The following is a 20810-nucleotide window of genomic DNA, read 5'->3' on the forward strand; positions in this document are numbered from 1 at the left end:
GGGGCTCACGCGGCCACCTCCCCGGCGCCGACGGCGCGGCGGCGCAGTCGGCGAAGGCGGGTCGCGCGCTGCACGTCCATGGAGTCCAGGGCCTCGTCGAGGACGCCCTGCGGCATGCGCTTGAGCGCGGCGGCGCTCAGCGACTTCAGTTTCCGGGCCACGGCCGGCTCGAACCTTTCGATGGATCCCAGGTGGTGGGAGATGATCGCGCAGTACGTGCGCACGGCCTTCGGCAGCAGGACGTCCGCGTCGCGGTCCTCGGCCGTCTCCCGCACCACCTGGTCGAACGCCTTGATGAAGTCGAGCTGGCGGACGTCGCCGATCTGCGTGAGCGACGAGGCGACCCCGCGCCGGTAGAAGACGCCGAGCAGCCCCACCGCGGCGAACGACTTCGCCTCCCGGTGCAGCCGCCAGATCCACGGCCGGTCCTCGGCCGTGCGCAGCCCGTGCGTGAAGTGCAGCAGGCCCTGGTCGAGCAGGCGGCGGTGGTACATCCCGGCCCAGGCGAAGGCGTAGTCCACGGACGTGGAGCGGTCGGCGGGCAGGATCACGTCGCGCGGCGACATCACCACGCCGCGCAGGCCGTGCGGCACCCGGTGCACGCTGCGGGCGCGCGCGGTGCACTGCACATGGTCGGTGCGGACGAAGTCGCAGCCCAACTCCTCGATCGCGCGGAGCAGTTGCTCGTAGTATCCGGGCGCGAGCCAGTCGTCGCCGTCGAGGAAGGTGATGTACTCGCCGCGGGCCGCGTCCAGACCCGTGTTGCGGGCCGTGGCCAGGCCCCCGTTCTGTTCATGTCTGAGGTGGACGGCGCCGGGCAGCTCGCGCGCGGCACGCTCGAGCACGTCCGGGGTTTCGTCCGTCGAACAGTCGTCGACGAAAATGAATTCGAAGTCTCCACGCACGTTCGCGTGCAGGGACTTCAAGGTGTCGGGCGCGTATTGCTGCACGTTGTAGAACGGCACGATGACGGAGAGCTTAACCACGTGCGAGACGTTAGGTGTCGGCCCGGCATTCGTCTTGTCCCGCAGTGGGATGTCAGGTGAACGAAGCGTGGCGGAATGGTTAACCGGGCACCCCGTCACACGTTTGCCAGCCCCCTTCGCCATTCGTCGGCATGCTGTTAACCGTTTGTTGCACCTGAGTTGGGCCATCAATCGGAATGCCTTCCTAGCGTCTTCGCTGTGCCAGTAAGCAACAAGACGACGCGGGTCGCCGTGCTCGCCGACTCCGACACCCGGTGGAAATGGGGCTCGCTCACCGCGAAGCGCCTCACGGGAGCCGCCGAGGGCGAAGAGGCCGCACCGGACCTCCGCCTCGACGGTTATCTGCTCCGCGGCCGGGCCACCCCCACCCCCCGCCAGCTCGAAGAGGTCGGGGTGCGCGCGGACACCATGCGCGAGGTCACCGCCATCGAGTTCCTGAACGCGGTGGGGTCAGGCCGTGACGAGGACGCGCCCGGCGCCCCCGGCGTCCCCGACGTCATCGTGCTCGCCCTCGTCGGCGGCGCCGTCCAGGCCGTCCTGCACGGCCTCGCCCGCGCCTTCGCCGGCGCGGCCCGCCGTCCCGTCGTCGTCACCGGCTACGTCGGCGTCGTCTACGAGAAGCTGGCCGACGGACTGCTCCTGCGGCACGGCGCGGACGTCGTCCTCGCCAACTCCCGTCAGGACGCGGAGCGGTTCCGCGCCGTGTACGAGGGCGTGGGCGCCGACGCGTCCGGCGTCGTGGAGGCCGCGCTGCCGTTCCTCGGCGGCGAGCCGTACGCGCCCCGCGACCCCTACACCGTCGTCTTCGCCGCCCAGCCCTCCGTGCCGGAGAAGCGGGCCGACCGGGCCTACCTGCTGTCCCGCCTCATCCAGCACGCCCGCCGCCACCCCGAGCGCGAGGTCCTGCTCAAGCTGCGCAGCAAGCCCGGCGAGCACACCACGCACATCGAGGAGCTGCCGTACCAGAAGCTGGTCCGCGGCGAGGAGCAGCCAGCCAACTTCCGCCTCGTCTACGGGCACATGGGCGAGGTCCTCGACCGCACCGACCTGCTCGTCACGGTCAGCTCCACCGCCGCCCTCGAAGCGCTGCACCGGCGCATCCCGACGGCCGTCCTCACCGACCTCGGCATCCGCGAGGCCCTCGGCAACCACGCCTTCATCGGCTCCGGCTGCCTCGCCTCCTGGGACCAGCTCGACGCAGGACAGAGCCCCGAGCCCGACCCCGACTGGGTCGCGCGCCAGGGCGTCGCCGCCGACGGGGCGTACGAGACGGCGTTCGACGCGGCCCGCGAGCGGGTGGCGAAGCTGACCGGCCGCGCCCGCGACGGCTCGCTCCCGCCGATCCAGCCGTACTACACCGAGGTCACCGCCCCCGGCTACCTCCCCGGCATCCTGGCCCGCCACCACCTCGGCCCCGACGCCACCCCGCTCCCCGGCGCCCCCGCCGCCGACCGCGACCCCGGCCCGGTCCGCCAGGCCGTCCGCAGCGCGGCGCGCGGGGCGTACCGGCACGGCGTGCAGCGGGTGGCGCCGGTGATCCGGCGGATGGGGGAGCTGTGAGGGGGCCCGGGGCCGGCGGGCGAGCTGTGAGCGCGACGGGGGCGGCGGGCTCCGAAGCCGCCGCGATCCCGCCCCAGACACCGGCCCACCCGGGGCCGACCGCGCCCGCCCACCCGGGGCCGACCGCGCCCGCCCAGCCCGGGCCGACCGCCCCCACGCGGTCCACCCCGGACCCCACCCCCTTCCCCCGGCCCGCCGCCCCGACCAGCCCCCCACCAGGCATCCCTGAAGGAGCCTCCATGTCCAAGCCCCACCCAGCGGGCCCGTCCCACCCGGAGGGCGAACCGGTGCGCCGCGTCCTCGCCGTCATCCCCGCGCGCGGCGGCTCCAAGGGCGTGCCCGCCAAGAACCTCGCGCCGGTCGGCGGCGTCCCGCTGGTGGCCCGGGCGATCCGCGCCTGCGTGGCCTCGCCGCTGGTCACCGACGTCGTCGTGTCCACCGACGACACGGTGATCGCCGAGACCGCGCGGGCCGCCGGGGCCGAGGTCGTGCTGCGCCCCGCCGCCATCGCCGGGGACACCGCGACCAGCGAGGCCGCGGTCCTGCACGCCATGGACGGCTACGAGCAGCGGCACGGCGTCACCGTCGACGTGGTCCTGCTCGTGCAGTGCACCAGCCCCTTCATCGTCCGCGAGGACGTCGACGGCGTGGTCGGCGCGATCACCCGCGGCGGCGCCGACACCGCGCACACCGTCGCCCCCTTCCACGGCTTCGTGTGGCGCGACGCGAGCGACGAGCCGCCCGCCATAGAGGGCGAGCGCACCGCGGCCGAGGGCGGGACGACCACCGTCGTCACCGACACCACCACCTCCGGCGGCTACGGCGTCAACCACGACAAGTCCTTCCGCCCCCGCCGCCAGGACCGCCCCCAGGACCTCCTGGAGACCGGCGCGGTCTACGGCATGGCGGCCACCGGTTTCCGTACCCACAAGCACCGCTTCTTCGGGCACACGGAACTCGTCCGCACCGACCCCGCGCGGGTCCTGGAGATCGACGACCCGCACGACCTCGCCCGCGCCCGCGCCCTCGCCCCGCTCTTCGACGCGGACCGCGACGGCGCCCTCCCGACCCGCGACGACATCGACGCGGTCGTACTCGACTTCGACGGCACACAGACCGACGACAGGGTGCTGATCGACTCCGACGGACGGGAGTTCGTCACCGTGCACCGCGGTGACGGCCTCGGCATCGCCGCCCTGCGCAGGTCGGGCCTGACGATGCTGATCCTGTCCACGGAACAGAACCCGGTCGTCGCCGCCCGCGGACGGAAGCTCAAGATCCCCGTCCTGCACGGCATCGACCGCAAAGACCTCGCACTGAAGCAGTGGTGCGAGGAGCAGGGCATCGCTCCCGAGCGCGTGCTCTACGTCGGCAACGACGTCAATGACCTCCCGTGCTTCGGCCTCGTCGGCTGGCCCGTGGCGGTCGCGAGCGCCCACGACGTCGTACGCGGCGCCGCACGCGCGGTCACCTCCGTCCCCGGCGGTGACGGCGCGATCCGAGAGATCGCCGCCTGGATCCTCGGCCCCTCCCTCAACAGTTAAGGAAAGTCCCCCCATGAGCAACACGTCCTCCAACGACCGCCTGCGCACCTTCGGTTCGAAGACCGCGGGACCCGGCCACCCCGTCTACATCACGGGTGAGATCGGCATCAACCACAACGGCGACCTGGAGAACGCCTTCGCGCTCATCGACGTGGCCGCCGACGCCGGCTGCGACGCGGTGAAGTTCCAGAAGCGCACCCCGGAGATCTGCACCCCGCGCGACCAGTGGGACATCGAGCGCGACACCCCCTGGGGCCGGATGACGTACATCGACTACCGCCACCGCGTGGAGTTCGGCGAGTCCGAGTACCAGGCCATCAGCGAGCACTGCGCCAAGCGCGGCATCGACTGGTTCGCGTCCCCGTGGGACACCGAGGCCGTCGCCTTCCTGGAGAAGTTCGACGTCCCGGCCCACAAGGTCGCCTCCGCATCCCTCACGGACGACGAGCTGCTCCGCGCCCTGCGCGCGACGGGCCGCACGGTCATCCTCTCCACGGGCATGTCCACCCCGAAGCAGATCCGCCACGCGGTCGAGGTCCTCGGCTCGGACAACATCCTCCTCTGCCACGCCACGTCGACGTACCCGGCGAAGGCCGAGGAGCTGAACCTCCGCGTCATCAACACCCTCCAGGCCGAGTACCCGAACGTCCCGATCGGCTACTCCGGCCACGAGACGGGCCTGCAGACCACCCTCGCGGCCGTCGCCCTCGGCGCCACCTTCGTCGAGCGCCACATCACCCTCGACCGCGCGATGTGGGGCTCCGACCAGGCCGCCTCCGTCGAGCCGCAGGGCCTGTCCCGCCTCGTCCGCGACATCCGCACCATCGAGGCCTCGCTCGGCGACGGCGTCAAGAAGGTGTACGAGTCCGAGCTCGGCCCGATGAAGAAGCTGCGCCGCGTCGCGGGCGTCGTCGCCGAGTCGGAGTCGGGTGACCGCGAGCCGGTCGCGGTCTGACGCGCACAGGAACACGCGGACGGACACGCATGTGAACGCGGACGCGGACGCGGACGCGGACGCGGATGTGGATGCGGACGCGGATGTGGTGCCGGGCGGCTCCGGGCAGGACGACTGCCCGGACCCGCCCGCCCCGACCCGTCCGTCCGCACGTCGGCGCCCCCGGGACCACCGGGGCGCCGGCTTCCGCGCCCCGCAGTCCCGGGCGGCGCGTCCCGCGGTCTCCGCTCCCGGAGACCGCGGCTTCGTCGGCTCAGGCCCCGGCCACCGGGGCCGGGTCGGATCCGGCCCGCCCGGCCGGACCTCCGGCGGCTCCACGGGGGACCGCCGCACCGCTGTACACGGGAGGACTCATGTCAGTACGAAGCGGTCGGCGCACCGCCACCCCGACGACCGACGGCGGCACGCTGGCGTTCGTCGAGTCGCCGGTGCAGTTGCTGAACGTGCTGGAGTGGGCGTACGCGGCGGGGGTGGCCGGGGGGCCGGAGGGGGACTGGGACCCCGACACCGCACCCCACCCGTCGGCCACCCCTGAACCCCGCGCCCTCACCCTCGTCGTCCTCTCGCCCACCGACCCCATGACCCGGGGCCAGCTGCGCCGCATGTGCGAACTGGCGCGCGGCGAGGGCTTCCATGTGCGCTGGGAGGAGGCGCGGGGCGGCACCACGGCGCCCTTCCACACGATCGGCGGCCTGGCGGGACCGCTGCGCAGGGCCCACCGGATAGTGATCGGCGACCCGTTCTCCCGCTACGTACAACTGCTCCTGTCGATCACGCGCGCCCGCGACCTGGTGGTCGTGGACGACGGCACCGCGACGATGGAGTTCATCTCCCAACTGGCGCGCGGCGAACGCCTGGTGCGCTGGCACCGCAGGGGCGGCCGCCCGGGCGCGCGGGACATGGTGTTCATGCCGGTGTCGTCGAAGGCACGCCGCCGCCTGACGCCGAACGGCGACCGCACGGTCGAGGTGTTCTCGTCGATGCCGATCGAGTCGGCGCCGGACGGCGTGACGGTCACGCCGAACGCCTTCGCCTGGACCAGGGCCCGCTTCGGCCCGCCGCGCATCACCAAGGGCGCGGACCTGGTCGGCACGTCGCTCGTGGAGACGGGCGTGGTGGACCTGGACCGCTATGTGGACGCGGTGGCGGCGCTGGCGCGGACGCACGGCGCGACGCGCTACTTCGCGCACCGCCGCGAGAGCGCGGAGAAACTCCACCGCCTGGCAGTCGACACGGGCCTCCAGGTCGTACGCCCCGACCTCCCCCTCGAACTCATCGCCCGCAGGGGCCCCATCGGCCGCACCATCCTCAGCTTCCCCTCCACCGTCGTCCACACCCTCCCCCTCGCCCTCGCCGGCACCGAGGTCAAGGTCGCCGTCATGGACATCGACCCGTCCTGGCTCACCGACACGGCGTCGCCCCGGGCGCAGGGGTTCTTGTCGGGGGTCACGGGGACGGCGCGGGATGTGCATCGGCTGGCTTCGGAGGTCGATGCTTCCGTGGCTGCGGAGGGCTCGGGGGGCCTTGGACCTGCCGCGGGGTCGCCTTCGACGGTGGGACAGACGGCCCCGGCATAGACGGGGGCGTGCGGCTCGCCCCCGTCACACCGGCGGCTACTTGGCAAAATCTTTCGACTGCGGTGCGTGACATCAGGACCTGCCCGCTCCGCCCACCTGGCCGAAAAACGGCATCCCTGTCCTCCATGCTTGCTGATGGCGAACTCCGGCTCCCCTTAAGGATTCACTGGTGAGCAAAGGCTTGATGAGGCTGTAGCGGACCCCTGATTCGCAGGTGTCACGTGGTGAAGGCTCATTGGCCGACACTCGCCCTCGGGTGCGCACGCCCAGTCAGGGGCCGTGACAACAGGCGACGCAGTGTGTCCTGAGTCACATTGACCACTTCTGTGGGCCCGGCATTTACTCACCTCCGCCGTGAACATTCTGTGACGGCGATCTGTAACTCTGGGGTGGGGACTGTGGAGTTGAGTCGAAGGTCGCACGAGTGTGCGCGGACGACGAGGTGGGGAGTGGCCGCGGCCCTGGTGGTGGCGGCCACGACGTCGCTGTCCCTGGGATCGACGCCGGCGGCCGCCGCGACGTGCACCACCGGCACACTGCCGGACTTCAACGGTGACGGCATTCGCGACATGGCCGTGGCCGACCCCGAGGCGACCGTCGACGGCAAGGCGAACGCGGGCCTGGTCCGGGTCGTCCTCGGCGGGGACAAGGGCGTCACGGAGATCTCGCAGTCGCTGAGCGGCATGAGCGCCAACCCGGAGACGGGCGACAAGTTCGGCTCGTCGATCGCCGTGTACGACGCCGACAAGGACGGCTGCGACGACCTCGTCGTGGGCGCTCCCTACGAGGACGTCACCACCACCGACGGCGCCCAGGCGGACGCCGGCGCGGTCTATGTCATCCACGGCCGACCGGCGGGCATCGGCCAGGGCTCCACCATCAAGAGCTACACCCAGGCCGGTCTCGACGGCGACACGGCGACGGAAGCGGGCGACCTCTTCGGCTACGCCCTCGCGGCCGGCACCAAGGCGGCCGGCAAGCCGTACCTCGCCATCGGCGTGCCGGGCGAAGCCATCGGCAGCCTCTCGGACGCGGGCTGCATCCACTACGTCCAGGGCACCGCCAAGACCACGGTCAACCAGGACGACCCGGACGTGCCCGGCGTGGCCGAGGCCCACGACCGGTTCGGGCAGACCCTCGCGGCCACGAGCCGTTTCATCGCGGCCGGGGCGCCCGGTGAGGCGATCGGTGACGAGTCGTTCGCCGGGGCGGTGACGCTGTTCAACCACACGATCGAGGACGGGCGGCCGACCTCGCTCGACGGGGTGGACGAGAACCACCCGGCTCTGGTGTCCGGCGCGTCCGCCAAGGACGACCGCTTCAGCACGGCGCTGTCGATGGTCCCGTACCGGCCGTCGGGCGCGGACTCAGAGACCGATGCGCTGCTGGCCGTCGGCACACCCAACGAGAACGTGGGCACGGTCGCGGACGCGGGCGCCGTCACCGTTCTGCGGATCAAGCCGTCCGGTGCCGTCACCGAGGTCAACTTCATCGACCGCCTCGCGTCCGGCGGCGACGACCGGCCCGCCGCGTCGGACTTCTTCGGCCAGCGGGTCGCCCTCGCCAACACCGAACCGGGCGAGACCGGCACCGCCGAGACCATCAAGCTCGCCGTGGGCGTCCCCAACCAGGAGGTGGGGACCGCGGAGAACGCGGGCGCCGTGCACGTCCTTTCCGCCCTCGGATCGCCGGGGCGGGGGAGCAAGGTCCTCTCGCGCGGCCACGGTCTGCCCGGCCCGGCGGAGTCGCGCGACTTCGCGGGGCTCGGGCTGTGGGCCACGTACAAGGACGTCTACGTCGGCGTGCCGTACAGCAAGACGTCGGGGGACCGCAGGGGCCTGGTGTTCGCGGCGTCCTGGAAGCACATCGAGGACGGCACCGGGTCGGTGCGCACGGTGAAGCCGGGCGCGGACGGCATCCCGGACGAGGGCAAGGCGTTCGGCTCGCACATCCGGTAGCCGATGCCGGGCGGCCGCACGCGCCACGGGGCGCGAGCCGGCTCCGCCCGCGGCGCGAGCGGGGCTTTCGACGCAGGGGCAGCAGGGGCAGCAGGGGCAGCAGGGGGACCAGGGGGAATGGTGAAGAGCAGGGCAGTACGGCGTGCGCGAAGAACGGCCGTGGTGGCCGCGGTGATCACCTCTGTGCTGGCGGCCGGGGTCACCGGACTGCCCGCGGCGACCGCGGCACCGTCCGAAGGGCCGTCCGCTGCCACGGACAAGGCACCGCGCACCGCGTTCACGGACGACGAGGCCGCCCGGAGCGCGGACGCGTCCGGGAAGCGGGTCGAGGTACTCGGCCGACGTACCGAACGCGGCCAGACCTTCGCCAACCCGGACGGCACCTTCACCGTCAAGGAGTTCGCGCAGCCGGTCCGGACGCGGACGGACGGCACGTGGGCCGACATCGACACGACGCTGGTCAAGCAGCCGAACGGTTCCCTCGCCCCCAAGGCCACGCCCACCGCTGTGACCCTTTCCGGCGGCGGTGAGGGCCCGTTCGCCACGATGGCGCGCGACGGCAGGACGCTCTCCCTGTCCTGGCCCGGCAAGCTGCCCGCACCCGAGGTCGAGGGCGCCACGGCCACGTACCGCGCGGTGCTCCCCGACGTCGACCTCGTCGTGCGCGCGGAGCCCGAGGGATTCGCGCATCTGCTGGTCGTCAAGTCCGCGAAGGCGGCGGCCGATCCGAGGCTGGCCGCCATCGACCTTCCCGTCGACGCCCGGGGCGTCGAGGTCCGCAGGGACGCCGAAGGCGGACTCGTCGCCAAGGACGGACGGACCGGAGGCACGGTCTTCGAGGCACCGCAGCCGGTGATGTGGGACTCGAGCGGTGACGGCCGGGCCGCGGGGCGCGACAAGGGCGCAGGCGCGGCACCGCAGGCCGCACCCGGCGACGGGGCCCGGGTCGCGGATGTCGCGCTCGGCCTGCGCGACGACGTCATGACTCTGAAGCCGGACATGAAGCTGCTCCGGGGCGACCACACCCGCTTCCCGGTGATCATCGACCCGGTGGCGAGGACGAAGAGCCGCACGGCGTGGACCTGGGTGTCGTCCGCGAAGCCCGGCCTGGAGGGCTGGAAGTTCCCCAACTCCGACGACGGCGTCGAGTCCGGCAAGGGCGTCGGCCGCTGCCCGGCGAACTTCTCCGTGCGCTGCACCGGCAGCGACGACGTGCAGCGGCAGTACTACGCGATGCCGACCGGGAGCTTCGAGGACAAGCGGATCCTCGAGGCCGAGTTCGCGATCACGCTGGTGCACACGTACAACAGCGAGGCCCGCTCCGTGCAGCTGCACCGCGTGAACAGCTCCGGCGGCAGCGCCATCAACTCCCGTACGAACTGGTCCAACAGGCCCTCCAGCAAGGACCACATCACGTCGGAGTCGCCGACCAACCCGACCGGCTCCTGCTCGGCCACCAACCAGAACGTGCGGTTCAACGTGAAGGGCACCCTGCAGAAGGCGGCGTCCAGCGGCTGGGACACCACCACGTTCGGGCTGCAGGCCGCGAGCGAGGACTCGTACGTGTCGTGGAAGCGGTTCTGCAACAACGCGGCGCTGGAAGTCACGTACAACAGGGCGCCCTACCAGCCGAGGATGGACGACCTGTCCATGAACTACGGGGGCGAGTGCGCCTACGGAGAGGCCACGAAGCACTACACGAAGAAGGTGCCGACGCTGTCCGCGGACATCTGGGACCCGGACCACGGGGACGCGCACGGCAACTCGGAGAAGCTCAGGGCCCAGTTCGAGATCTTCTGGACGGACAAGAACGGCGACGAGAAGAAACACGTCGTCACCACCGGCTACAAACAGTCGGTGTCGCAGCGCGGTCGGAACAGCGGCGTCGCCGGATTCGACTACAAGGTCGGCGAGGACATTCCCGGCGACGGCACGGGCTCCTTCACGCTGCCGCAGAACACTGTCATCGGGTGGTGGGTGCGCGGCGGTGACGACATCGAAGGGCCGGACGCGTCCTGGGGGCCGTGGAGCCACGAAGGCTCCGGCACCCGGTGCGAGTTCATCCTCGACTCGACCAAGCCCGACGCGCCCGGAGTGAAGTCGGAGAGGTACCCCGACGACGACAAGTGGCACCCGGGCGTGGGTGACTACGGCACCTTCGAGCTGCACTCCGAGGGGACCGACGTGGTCAAGTACCGCTACCGGTTCACCGGCGAGGAGGAGCGGACCGTCACGCCGAGCGCACCCGGCAGACCGGTCACCGTGCGCTGGATGCCGCGCAGGGAAGCCCCCATGACCCTGTTCGTCAGGGCGGAGGACCGGGCGGGCAACAGCAAGGACATCAGCAGGTCCTATCGGTTCCGGGTCGCCAAGGGACGCTCTGCCAAGGCCTCCTGGGCTCTCGCGGACCCGGTCGGGTCCAAGCAGGCCGCGGGCAACGACGGCACCCCGGCGGCGACGGCGGGATCGGGCGTGACGTTCGGCGAGGACGGCCCGCACGGCTCCGTGCGCACGGCGGCGACCCTGAACGGCGGCAGCGGGGCCTATCTCAACACCGGTCAGCACGTCGTCGACACCGACAAGACGTTCTCCGTGGCGGCCTGGGTGCAGCTCCCCGAGCTGCCGAAGGGCTCGATGAGCGTGATCAGCCAGGACGGCACGGCCCAGTCGGGCTTCTCGCTCGGATACGACGCCACGTCCAGGCGCTGGTCCTTCCTGGCACCCGACAGCGAGATCGACTCGATGGTCTCGTGGCAGGTCCTGGGACCCAGGCCCGTGCCCGGCGAGTGGACCCACCTCGTCGGCGTCTACGACAAGGACGAGGTCAAGGCCGGAACCCAGGGCACCATGCGCATGTACGTCAACGGCACGCTCGTGCAGGGAGACATCCAGGAACGCCCGACCACCTGGAACGCGACCGGCTCGCTGCAGATCGGGCGCGCCCTGGAGCCCGACGGGTACACCGCGCACCTCAAGGGAACCGTCGCGGACGTCCAGGCCTTCGACCGGGTCCTCTCCGCCGGTGAGACACAGAGCCTGGGCGGGATCCCGCCGCTGCAGCGCGCCTACTGGGACATGGACGAGTCCGCCGGCGGGGTGGTCCCGGACCGTTCCGAGGGCAAGGGCCTGACGATGCGCGGCGGGGCGTCCGTCCACCAGGCGGACGACTCCTGCGACGTCCTCGACCCGAACTGCAAGCCGGCCGAGCAGCCGGTGTGGGGCGACGGGCATCTCGCGCTCGACGGCAAGGACGGCTACGCGAGCCGCCCGGCCGGACTCCTGAAGTCCAAGGCCAGCTTCACGGTCACGGCACGGGCCAGGCTCGCCTCGCCCGACGCCACGGCCGACCAGACGGTGTTCTCGCTGCCCGGGACCGAGGGCTCGGCGGCCACCGTGCGGTTCGACAAGGACTCCGGCCGCTGGCAGCTGCGGCTGACCGAGAAGGACAAGCCGGACGCGGCCCTGCAGGAGGTCACCGCGAAGGGAGTCCAGCCCAGCAGTTCGGGCGACGGCGACCACCTCGCGCTCTCCTACAACGCGCTCTTCGAAGAGGTCCGGCTCTACGTGAACGGCCAGTGGACCGACCAGGTCGTGAAGTGGCCCAACGACTGGGACTTCGCCACGGCCGGCGTGCAGGTGGGCCGCTCCGGGCTGACGTCGGGGTCGCAGTACTTCTCCGGCGCGATCGACGAAGTGCGGGTCTTCGAGGGGGCCTTCGACGAAGCCCTGGTGGCGACCGTCGCGCGCCTGGAGTCCGGCGTGAACCTGGACGGAACGGTGACGTAGGCGCGGGCAGCCGGACGGGGCGGCGCCGAGAACCGGCCGTCCCGTCCGCCGCACACCCCGCTGACACCCCCCTCTTCCGCTTCCGCGACCTTCCCGGAGTGATGACATGTCTACGTCCCGTCGGTTCCGCCTGCCCTCCTGGTCGGCACACCCAGGAGCGCGCCGCCAGGTGATCCTCGCCCTCGGCGTCTCCCTGGCCGTGAGCCTGCTCCCGCAGTACGTCCCGCAGGCGGCGGCCGACGACAACGGCCGGACCCGCCCGGGGCTCCAGAAGGACCTCGGCAAGCCCGTGCCCGGCAAGGACCTCAAGCCCGAGGGCCGCAAACCCGACCCGGAGGAGAAGGCACGGGTGGACAAGCCCGCCCGGGTCGGCTGGCCGAAGCCCGGGAGCGACGCGGTGTCGCTCGGCTCCACGGCACGGCCGACCAAGGCGACCGGCCTGCCCGTGAAGATCGGGCCGCCCGAGGAACGCGGGAGATCCGGACCGGAGGTCCCGGACACCGTCAAGGTCGGCGTGGTCGGCCGGGAGCAGACGAAGGCGGCGGGCGTCGACGGCGTTCTGCTCACGGTCGCCGATGCCGGGAAGGCGGCGGGGAAGGGCGGGGCGAAAGGGTCCGAGGGCGAACGCAAGGCCGGGACCGACGCGCCCAAGGACGCACCGGCGGGCGGAACCGATCGCCCCGGGGCCGCGCGCCTCACCTTCGACTACTCCGGCTTCGCCCAGGCGTACGGCGCCGGATACGGCTCCCGCCTCCGCCTCGTACAGCTCCCGGAGTGTGCTCTGAGCACGCCGCGGAAGCGCGGCTGCGCCACCGTGCGCGAGCTGCCCACGGCCAATGACACCACCGCCAGGACCCTGAGCGCCGACGTCCCGGTCGGGGCCCGCGGAGACCGGTCCGCGGCCACCGTCCTCGCGGCGACCGCAGGGGCCTCCGGCGACCAGGGCAGCTTCGGCGCCACCCCGCTCGCCCCGTCCGCCGAGTGGAGCGTCTCCAACTCCTCCGGCGCCTTCAACTGGACGTACCCGCTGCGCACACCGCCCGCCCCGGGCGGGCTCGTGCCGTCGGTCGCGCTCGGCTACAACTCGCAGTCCGTCGACGGCCAGACCGCCGCGACCAACAACCAGGGCTCCTGGATCGGCCAGGGCTTCGGCTACGAGCCCGGCTTCATCGAGCGGCGGTACAAGCCGTGCGCCGACGCGGGACACGGCAAGGCCAACGGCGACCAGTGCTGGGCTTACAGCAACGCCACCATCCAGCTGGCCGGTGGCGCGTCCGGCGAGCTGATCCTGGACGACGCCACCGACAGATGGCGGATCAGCGGCGACGACAACAGCAAGGTCGAGAAGCTGTCCGGGGCCAGCAACGGCGACGACAACGGCGAGCACTGGCGCGTCACCACGACTGACGGCACCGAGTACTACTTCGGCCTGGACAACCTGCCCGGATACACCTCCGGCAAGGAACAGACCGGATCGACCTGGACCGTCCCGGTCTACGGCGACGACGACAAAGAGCCCTGCTACGACGCGACGTTCGCCAACGCCCACTGCAAGCAGGCCTGGCGCTGGAACCTCGACTACGTCGTGGACCCGCACGGCAACGCCATGTCGTACTTCTACGGCAAGGAGACCAACTACTACACCCAGGGCCTGAAGACCGACGAGAACGGCAAGTCCTACACGCGCGGCGGCTACCTCAAGCGCATCGACTACGGCCAGCGCCACGAGAAGGTGTACAGCACCCCCGCCGCCGCCCGCATGGTGTTCGACACCGACGAGCGCTGCGAGGGCGCGGCCGCGGACTGCCAGCCGGGCGACCTCACGGACGCGACGGCCAAGCGCTGGCCCGACGTGCCCTGGGACCTCAACTGCAAGGCGGACACCAAGTGCAAGGGCCAGAACAGTCCCACGTTCTGGACCCGCAAGAAGCTGAGCAAGGTCACCACGCAGATCCGCTACGGCGACGGCTACGCGGACGTGGACTCCTGGGACCTCGGCCACCTGTTCACCGACAACGGCGACAGTTCCCGGTCGCTGTGGCTCAACACCATCAAGCAGACCGGTCACGCGGGGTCCGGCACGGCCGAGACCCCGACCGTCGAGCTGGGCGGAACTCAGCTGGCCAACCGTATCCGCAAGGACAACGACCCGATCCAGAGCATGAAGCGCTTCCGCCTCAGCTCGGTCGACAACGGCTCCGGCGGACGGCTGAGCGTCCTCTACCGCCGCGCCGAGTGCGACGCGAACGACCTGCCATCGGCGGACTCGCCCAAGACGGCCTGCTTCCCGGTGAAGTGGAGTCCGCCCGGCGCGGAGAAACCGATCACCGACTGGTTCCACAAGTACCTGGTGGAGCGGGTGACCGAGGACGACGTCGCCGCGGACGCACCGGACAGCGTCAGCTCGTACGAGTACGAGGGCGACGCGGGCTGGAAGAAGGCCAAGGCCGACGGCATCACCAAGGACGAGTACCGCACGCACAGCGACTGGCGCGGCTACGGCAAGGTCCGCGTGACCAAGTCCAACGGCACCGTCAGCTCCTCCGACCAGCGCACGGAGCATGTCTTCCTGCGCGGGCTCGGCGGTGAGGTCACGGACTCGACCGGCACCAAGCACACCGACGCGGACGAGCTCTCCGGTCAGGAGCTGGAGACGACCACGTACAACGGCGGCTTCAGCGCCGACAAGGTCGTCTCCAAGAGCATCAGCACGGCGTGGACCCACACCACCGCGACCCGCAAGCGGGACTGGGGGACCCGCAAGGCGTACTACGTGCGCCCCCAGACCACGCGGACGTACACCGCGCTCGGCGGCGGCAAGTGGCAGGAGGTGGTCGCCACCACGCGGTACGACTCCGCCACCGGCCGCGCGGTCGAGACCGACGACTTCGGCGAGATCGGCGACGGCACCGACAACCAGTGCGTCCGCACCGAGTTCGCGGACAGCAAGGCCGCGCACATCTACGACCTGGTCTCCCGCGTCGAGAAGGTCGCCGTCACGTGCGACACGAAGCCGGACCGCAAGACCCAGGTCATCTCCGACGACCTGACGTTCTACGACGGCAAGGGCCTGGGCGAGGCGCCCACCCAGGGCGACACCACGAAGGTGCAGCGGCTGTCCAAGCACGACGGCACCACGGCCACCTACCAGACGGTGACCGAGACCGCGGCGGCGGACTTCGACAGGTTCGGGCGGCCTCTGAAGGTCAAGGACGCCAAGGGCACCGAGACCACGTTCAAGTACACCGAGACCGACGGCCTGACGACCAAGCAGACGGAGACCAATCCGCTCGGCTGGCAGGTGTCCACGGAGTACGTCCGCTCCTGGGGATCCCCGTCCGCGCAGGTCGACATGAACGGCAAGCGCAGCGACCTCGGGTACGACGCCCTCGGACGGCTCACCTCGGTGTGGATGCCGGACCGGAACAGGGACAAGGACTTCTCCCCGTCGATCAAGTACAGCTATCTGATCCGTCAGAAATCCCCGACCGCGGTCAAGACGGAGAAGATCGAGAACAACGGCACGTCCTACGGCACCGAGTACACGCTCTACGACGGCATGCTGAGGCCGCGTCAGCAGCAGTCCGAGGGCCCGGGCGGCGGCCGGATCATCGCCGACACGCGCCACGACGCCTTCGGCAACGTGGTCGAGACGACCACCGACTACTACACCAAGCTCGCTCCCACGGACCAGATCTTCAGCCCCACCGGTGAGGTGGACGGCCAGACCGTGACCCGGTACGACGGCGCGGGCCGCAAGACGGCGGAGATCTTCCAGGTCGCCGACGAGGAGAAGTGGCGCACCACGTACGCCTACGGCGGCGACCGTGTCCACGTCGATCCGCCGGCCGGTGCCGTGCCCACCACGACGGTCACCGACGGCCGCGGCAGGACGAGCGAGATCCGCCGCTACAAGGGCGACAAGCCCGTGCCCACGGGCACCGCGGCGGACTACGAGGCCACGTCCTACACCTACGCCCCGGCCGGACAGCTGAAGTCCGTCGAGGACCCGGCGGGCAACACCTGGTCGTACGGATACGACCAGCGGGGCCGCAAGACGTCGGCCACCGACCCGGACACGGGCAAGTCCACGTACTCCTACGACGTGCTCGACCGGCTCATCGCCACGACGGACATGCGCGGCAAGAGCGTGTCCACGAAGTACGACGAGCTGAGCCGTCCGACGTCCACGTGGGAGGGCAAGCCCGACGAGGGCACCCAGCTGACCGCGACGACGTACGACCACGTCGCCAAGGGCCAGCCGTACGGCACGTACAAGTACGAGAACGGCAAGGTCCAGACCTCGACGCTCAACGTCCAGCTGGACGAGATGTACCAGCCGACGCTGACGAAGGTGGCGCTGGGCGGTGACACGGCCGCCGAACTCGCGGGCACCTACGAGTTCGGCACCCAGTACAACCCGGACGGCAGTGTCCAGTCGCAGAGCGTCCCCGCCGCGGGCGGCCTCGGCTCCGAGACGCTCACCTACACCTACGACGAGCTGCAGCGCCCCACCCAGCTCCTGTCCACCCTGGACGGCAAGCGCCAGGGAGCGTACGTCGGACAGGCGTCGTACGCCCCGACCTCCCAGCTCCAGCAGCTGGAGCTGGGCACCATCGGCGGCTCGGACGGCAAGAAGACCTGGCTCACCTTCGAGCGTGAACGCGGCACCGACCGGCTCTCGAACTCCCGGGTGGACGTCTCGGGTGTCGACGCGGTGACGTACGACGCCGACTACACGTACGACGCGTCCGGCAACGTCACCTCCGTCGCCGACACGCCCACCGGCGGCCAGGCGGACGTCCAGTGTTTCCGCTACGACGGGCAGCGCAGGCTCAAGTCCGCCTGGGCGACAGCCAACGCGGCCGACGAGGCCGCGGGCACCGGCAAGCAGAACAAGGCCTGCGCGGACGACCCGACCGCGCCGACCCTCGGCGGCCCCGGGGCGTACTGGCAGGACTTCGACTACGACGCCTCCGGCAACCGCAGCAAGCAGGTCCTGCACGGGGTCGGCGGCAAGCCCGACGTCACGCGGACGTACACCTACGGCAAGGACGCGGAAGGCAATGGCGGCCCGCACACCTTGACCAAGGTCGTCACGGACACGCCCGCAGGCGGCAGCGGCCCCGCCGTGAAGTCGCAGGACACCTTCGCCTACGACGCCTCCGGCAACACCCGCCGAAGGGTCCTCAACGGCACCACGCAGGACCTGACCTGGAACGCCGAGGGCAAGCTGACGAAGTCGGCGAAGCCGGACACGGAGGCCTCGGCCTTCTCCTACGACGCCGGCGGCAACCGCCTGCTGCGCAAGGAACCCGGCGAGCAGACGCTGTACCTGCCCGGCATGGAACTCAGCCTGAACACCGACACCCGCGCGGTGCAGGCGACCCGCTACTACTCCTTCGCCGGCCAGACGGTGGCGATGCGTACGACGAAGGGCGTGCAGTTCCTGGCGGGCGACCACCACGGGACGTCGCTCGCGGCGGTCGACGCCCAGTCCGGTGCCGTGACCCGGCGTCGCATGGACCCCTTCGGCAACGCGCGCGACGCCGGTGTGACCGATCCCTGGGTGGACGACAAGGGCTTCCTCGGCAAGCCCGTCGACGCGTCCACCGGTCTGACCCACATCGGGGCCCGGGAGTACGAACCCGAGAACGGCCGCTTCATCTCGGTCGACCCGCTGATCGACTTCCAGGATCCGCAGCAGATCAACGGGTACGCGTACGCCAACAACAGCCCTGTGACGCTGTCGGACCCGACGGGTGAGAAGCCCGACGAGTGCGCCCTCATCGGTGTCCAGTGCCGGCTGAAGGACAACGGCGGCTGGACCTCCAAGCCGACGCCGGTCTACAAGAAGTACTACATGCTCGACAAGACACCGGCCCAGCGGAAAGCGGTCATCGTCCGCACCAGGGCCAATGTCGAGCAGAGCCGTGCCGTCCTGGCCGCCAAGGAACTCGGCAAGATCGTCCAGGACGAGCTGGGCATCACCGACGCCCTCGACTGCTTCAGCACGGGCAGCCTCGGCTCCTGCGGGGCGACCATCCTCAACGTCGTCACGAGCGCGATCGGCGCGAAGATCGGCCAACTCGCCAAGAAATACGTGTGGAACTGGAAGAAGGGCATCGCACTCGCCAAACGGGTCTGGGGCCTGCTCGACAAACTCAAGAGCAGCTACGGCAAGTGGCGCAGCCTGGACAAGAAGGCCGACAAGCTGGAGGACGCGGCCGAGAAGTCATGTGCCGCCAACAGCTTCACACCCGGCACCAAGATCCTGATGGCCGACGGCTCCACCAAATCCATCAGAGACGTCGACATAGGCGACAAGGTCCTCGCCACCGACCCCAAGACCGGCAAGACGAAGGTCCGCACGGTCACAGCGGAGATCAAGGGCAAGGGCCCCAAGAACCTCGTCAAGGTCACGCTCGACGTCGACGGCAAGAAGTCCGCCAGGACGGCCTCCGTCACGGCGACGGACGGACACCCCTTCTGGGTCCCGGAGTTGGACAGGTGGCTCGACGCGACGGACCTGCGTCCGGGGCAGTGGCTGCGGACGAGTTCGGGGACGTACGTCCAGATCACGGCCGTCGAGCGGTGGACGCAGTCGGCGGCGGTGCACAACCTGACGGTTGCGGATCTGCATACGTACTATGTGGGGGCGGGGGTTGCGCCGGTCCTCGTTCACAACTGCGGTGGCGCGAATGGTGGGAAATACGGAGACCTGCAACCTGCGGGGGCGGGAAACGAGATCAACCACATTCCTGCCAACTCGTCCAGTCCTCTCAGTAAGTACAGCGGGCCGTCGATTCGAATGGATTATGCTGACCATCGTGCCGTTTACAGCACCGGATCTCCTCTTGAGTCGAAGGCGTGGCGCATGAGGCAGAAGGAGTTGATAGATGGCGGCGACTTCCGGGGTGCGATGCAGATGGATGTGGATGACATTCGCTCCCGGTTTGGCAACAAATATGACGGGGCAATCACGGAAATGTGGATGAGTCTCAGTCAAAACAAGGCCCTTCGGAAGTGGGCGTCAGGGCAGAACCCCTAGCCAGGAAATCGCACGGAACGGAATTGGACTCACGTGTCGTCAGACTGGAAAGTAGAGATCGTGGAGTGCGGTGACCTGGTGCAAGACGATGACGAGGTCACCCCGCCTGGCGAGGCTGAGCGCCGCTGGAATCGGTATGTCGAGCTGGCCGATTCAGTGACTGGAAGTGAAGGGCCCTCCGGTGTCGCTGCGATCGTTTCTTCCCTGAAGGCCGAGGAGGATTACGGGGCCTACCAGGCGGCGCATGCTGCTTTGGGTCGCTTCCCTCATTCGGACCTCGGTCAGGGGGTGGCCGAGGCGTCCAAGGGGCTTATTTCCATCCCTCAGGATCAGAGTGGGAACGTGCTGCTAATCCTGACCCGTTCTGGTCCGGCAGCAGTGCATGCCTTCAATGAAGCTATTCAGACAGTCGACCCGGACGTTCGGGTATCGGTTCGTGAACTTGTAGAGTTCCATGAATCCGAGGAGTGGCTCTCAGAAGGTGGCGCCCAGAACGTTCTTCTGATTCCGCGGAATTAGTCTGGAATCGTGAATCTGAAAGCCCCACCGGCAATGGTGCCGGTGGGGCTTTTGGGTGCCTTGACGGCAACGTCAGCGGACTAGGGATGCGGCGGGTGGGTCGTCGGGGGGCGTCGTCGCCGTTGCCGAGGGTGTCGATGGCCTGGCATTGGAGGCGGAGTCGTACGTACCGTGCGGCGTCGATACCCCGGCGGTGCTGTCGTCCGGAACGCGGCCGTTGTGGCTGACTTTCTGGGGCTGAGGCCAGAACCTCACGGTCATGGGCGCCGCCCGGGCGAGCGAGGCAGGTCACATCTGGCGCCAGGTCCGCCAGGGCCGGGTGATGATCTCCCGGTAGGTGTGGTGGGACGGGTTCTGGCCGCAGTGCCGCAGCACCCAGTCCTGCGGTTCGGCGAAGTCCTCGCTTGTCGGCGAGGTCTCTCCGTCCACGGCGCACTGCATCGCGTACAGGACCGGCTCCGCGTCCGGCTCGCGGTCGGGCTGGAGCGTCCAGGTCTCGTAGCGCAGGACCGAGCGAAGGGTCACGGTCCCCACCTCCGGTTGGCCACGGCCACCTTCGCGCTCAACTCCTCCGTCGGAGTCGGTGGGCGAACGTCCTCGGGCGGCACGTCCCACTCCCGGCCGCCGCGTGGCGGTCGAAGCTGTACGTACGGCCCCACATGTCCCATCACCACGCCCGCCTTGCCGCTCCGCCGGTCGACCACCAGGGCGCCGGTATTGGGTGAGACGGTCTGCCCGCCGGGATCAGGGGTGGGGGCCGTCATCGTGACCACCCCGGCGAGGCGGCGCGCGACCCGGCGTCCAGTCGCAGGGCGGGAACACATGGGGTGGCGCTCTTTCGCACGGTGACGCTCCTCCGCGGCGTGGATGCGTG

11 protein-coding genes are annotated in these 20810 nt (G+C 70.3%); 8 read left to right on the top strand and 3 right to left on the bottom strand.

Going from position 1 to position 20810, the window contains the following annotated elements; translation table 11 throughout:
- Positions 1 to 5 precede the first annotated feature (5 nt).
- On the bottom strand, positions 6 to 986 hold the full coding sequence (locus tag AB6L24_RS29875; protein ID WP_405660370.1) for a glycosyltransferase family 2 protein: 981 nt from the start codon (positions 984 to 986) through the stop codon (positions 6 to 8).
- 198 nt (positions 987 to 1184) lie between these two features.
- Between AB6L24_RS29875 and AB6L24_RS29880 the strand changes: the two genes are divergently transcribed.
- The 8 genes from AB6L24_RS29880 (at position 1185) to AB6L24_RS29915 (ending at position 19936) form a co-directional block, all read left to right on the top strand.
- Positions 1185 to 2546: a DUF6716 putative glycosyltransferase gene (locus tag AB6L24_RS29880; protein ID WP_405660372.1), complete on the top strand. Its 1362-nt coding sequence runs from the start codon at positions 1185 to 1187 to the stop codon at positions 2544 to 2546.
- Between the two features lie 239 nt (positions 2547 to 2785).
- On the top strand, positions 2786 to 4090 hold the full coding sequence (locus tag AB6L24_RS29885; RefSeq protein ID WP_030363492.1) for an N-acylneuraminate cytidylyltransferase: 1305 nt from the start codon (positions 2786 to 2788) through the stop codon (positions 4088 to 4090).
- Between the two features lie 13 nt (positions 4091 to 4103).
- Positions 4104 to 5045, top strand: a complete 942-nt coding sequence (locus AB6L24_RS29890) for an N-acetylneuraminate synthase family protein (RefSeq protein ID WP_030363491.1) — start codon at positions 4104 to 4106, stop codon at positions 5043 to 5045.
- A 353-nt stretch (positions 5046 to 5398) separates the two neighbouring features.
- A complete protein-coding gene (locus tag AB6L24_RS29895; protein ID WP_405660375.1) occupies positions 5399 to 6622 on the top strand; it encodes a hypothetical protein in 1224 nt (407 codons plus the stop codon).
- A gap of 449 nt (positions 6623 to 7071) precedes the next feature.
- Entirely contained in the window at positions 7072 to 8580 is a 1509-nt protein-coding gene (locus AB6L24_RS29900; protein WP_405660378.1) for a VCBS repeat-containing protein, read from the top strand.
- Positions 8581 to 8751: 171 nt separating this feature from the next.
- Positions 8752 to 12366 carry a LamG-like jellyroll fold domain-containing protein gene (locus AB6L24_RS29905; RefSeq protein ID WP_405660380.1) on the top strand — a complete coding sequence of 1205 codons (3615 nt, stop codon included), beginning with the start codon at positions 8752 to 8754 and terminating at the stop codon, positions 12364 to 12366.
- A gap of 106 nt (positions 12367 to 12472) precedes the next feature.
- A complete protein-coding gene (locus tag AB6L24_RS29910) occupies positions 12473 to 19417 on the top strand; it encodes a polymorphic toxin-type HINT domain-containing protein (protein ID WP_405660383.1) in 6945 nt (2314 codons plus the stop codon).
- A gap of 33 nt (positions 19418 to 19450) precedes the next feature.
- Complete coding sequence (locus AB6L24_RS29915) at positions 19451 to 19936, top strand: hypothetical protein (RefSeq protein ID WP_405660386.1); 486 nt, start codon at positions 19451 to 19453, stop codon at positions 19934 to 19936.
- 288 nt (positions 19937 to 20224) lie between these two features.
- Here the strand turns inward: AB6L24_RS29915 and AB6L24_RS29920 are convergent, their stop codons facing one another.
- A complete protein-coding gene (locus tag AB6L24_RS29920; protein ID WP_405660388.1) occupies positions 20225 to 20470 on the bottom strand; it encodes a hypothetical protein in 246 nt (81 codons plus the stop codon).
- Complete coding sequence (locus tag AB6L24_RS29925; RefSeq protein WP_405663423.1) at positions 20458 to 20709, bottom strand: hypothetical protein; 252 nt, start codon at positions 20707 to 20709, stop codon at positions 20458 to 20460. The genes AB6L24_RS29920 and AB6L24_RS29925 overlap by 13 nt, the downstream gene beginning before the upstream one ends.
- Positions 20710 to 20810 lie beyond the last annotated feature (101 nt).

It is taken from the genome of Streptomyces sp. RK9 (assembly GCF_045070545.1).
GTDB lineage: Bacteria > Actinomycetota > Actinomycetes > Streptomycetales > Streptomycetaceae > Streptomyces > Streptomyces alboflavus.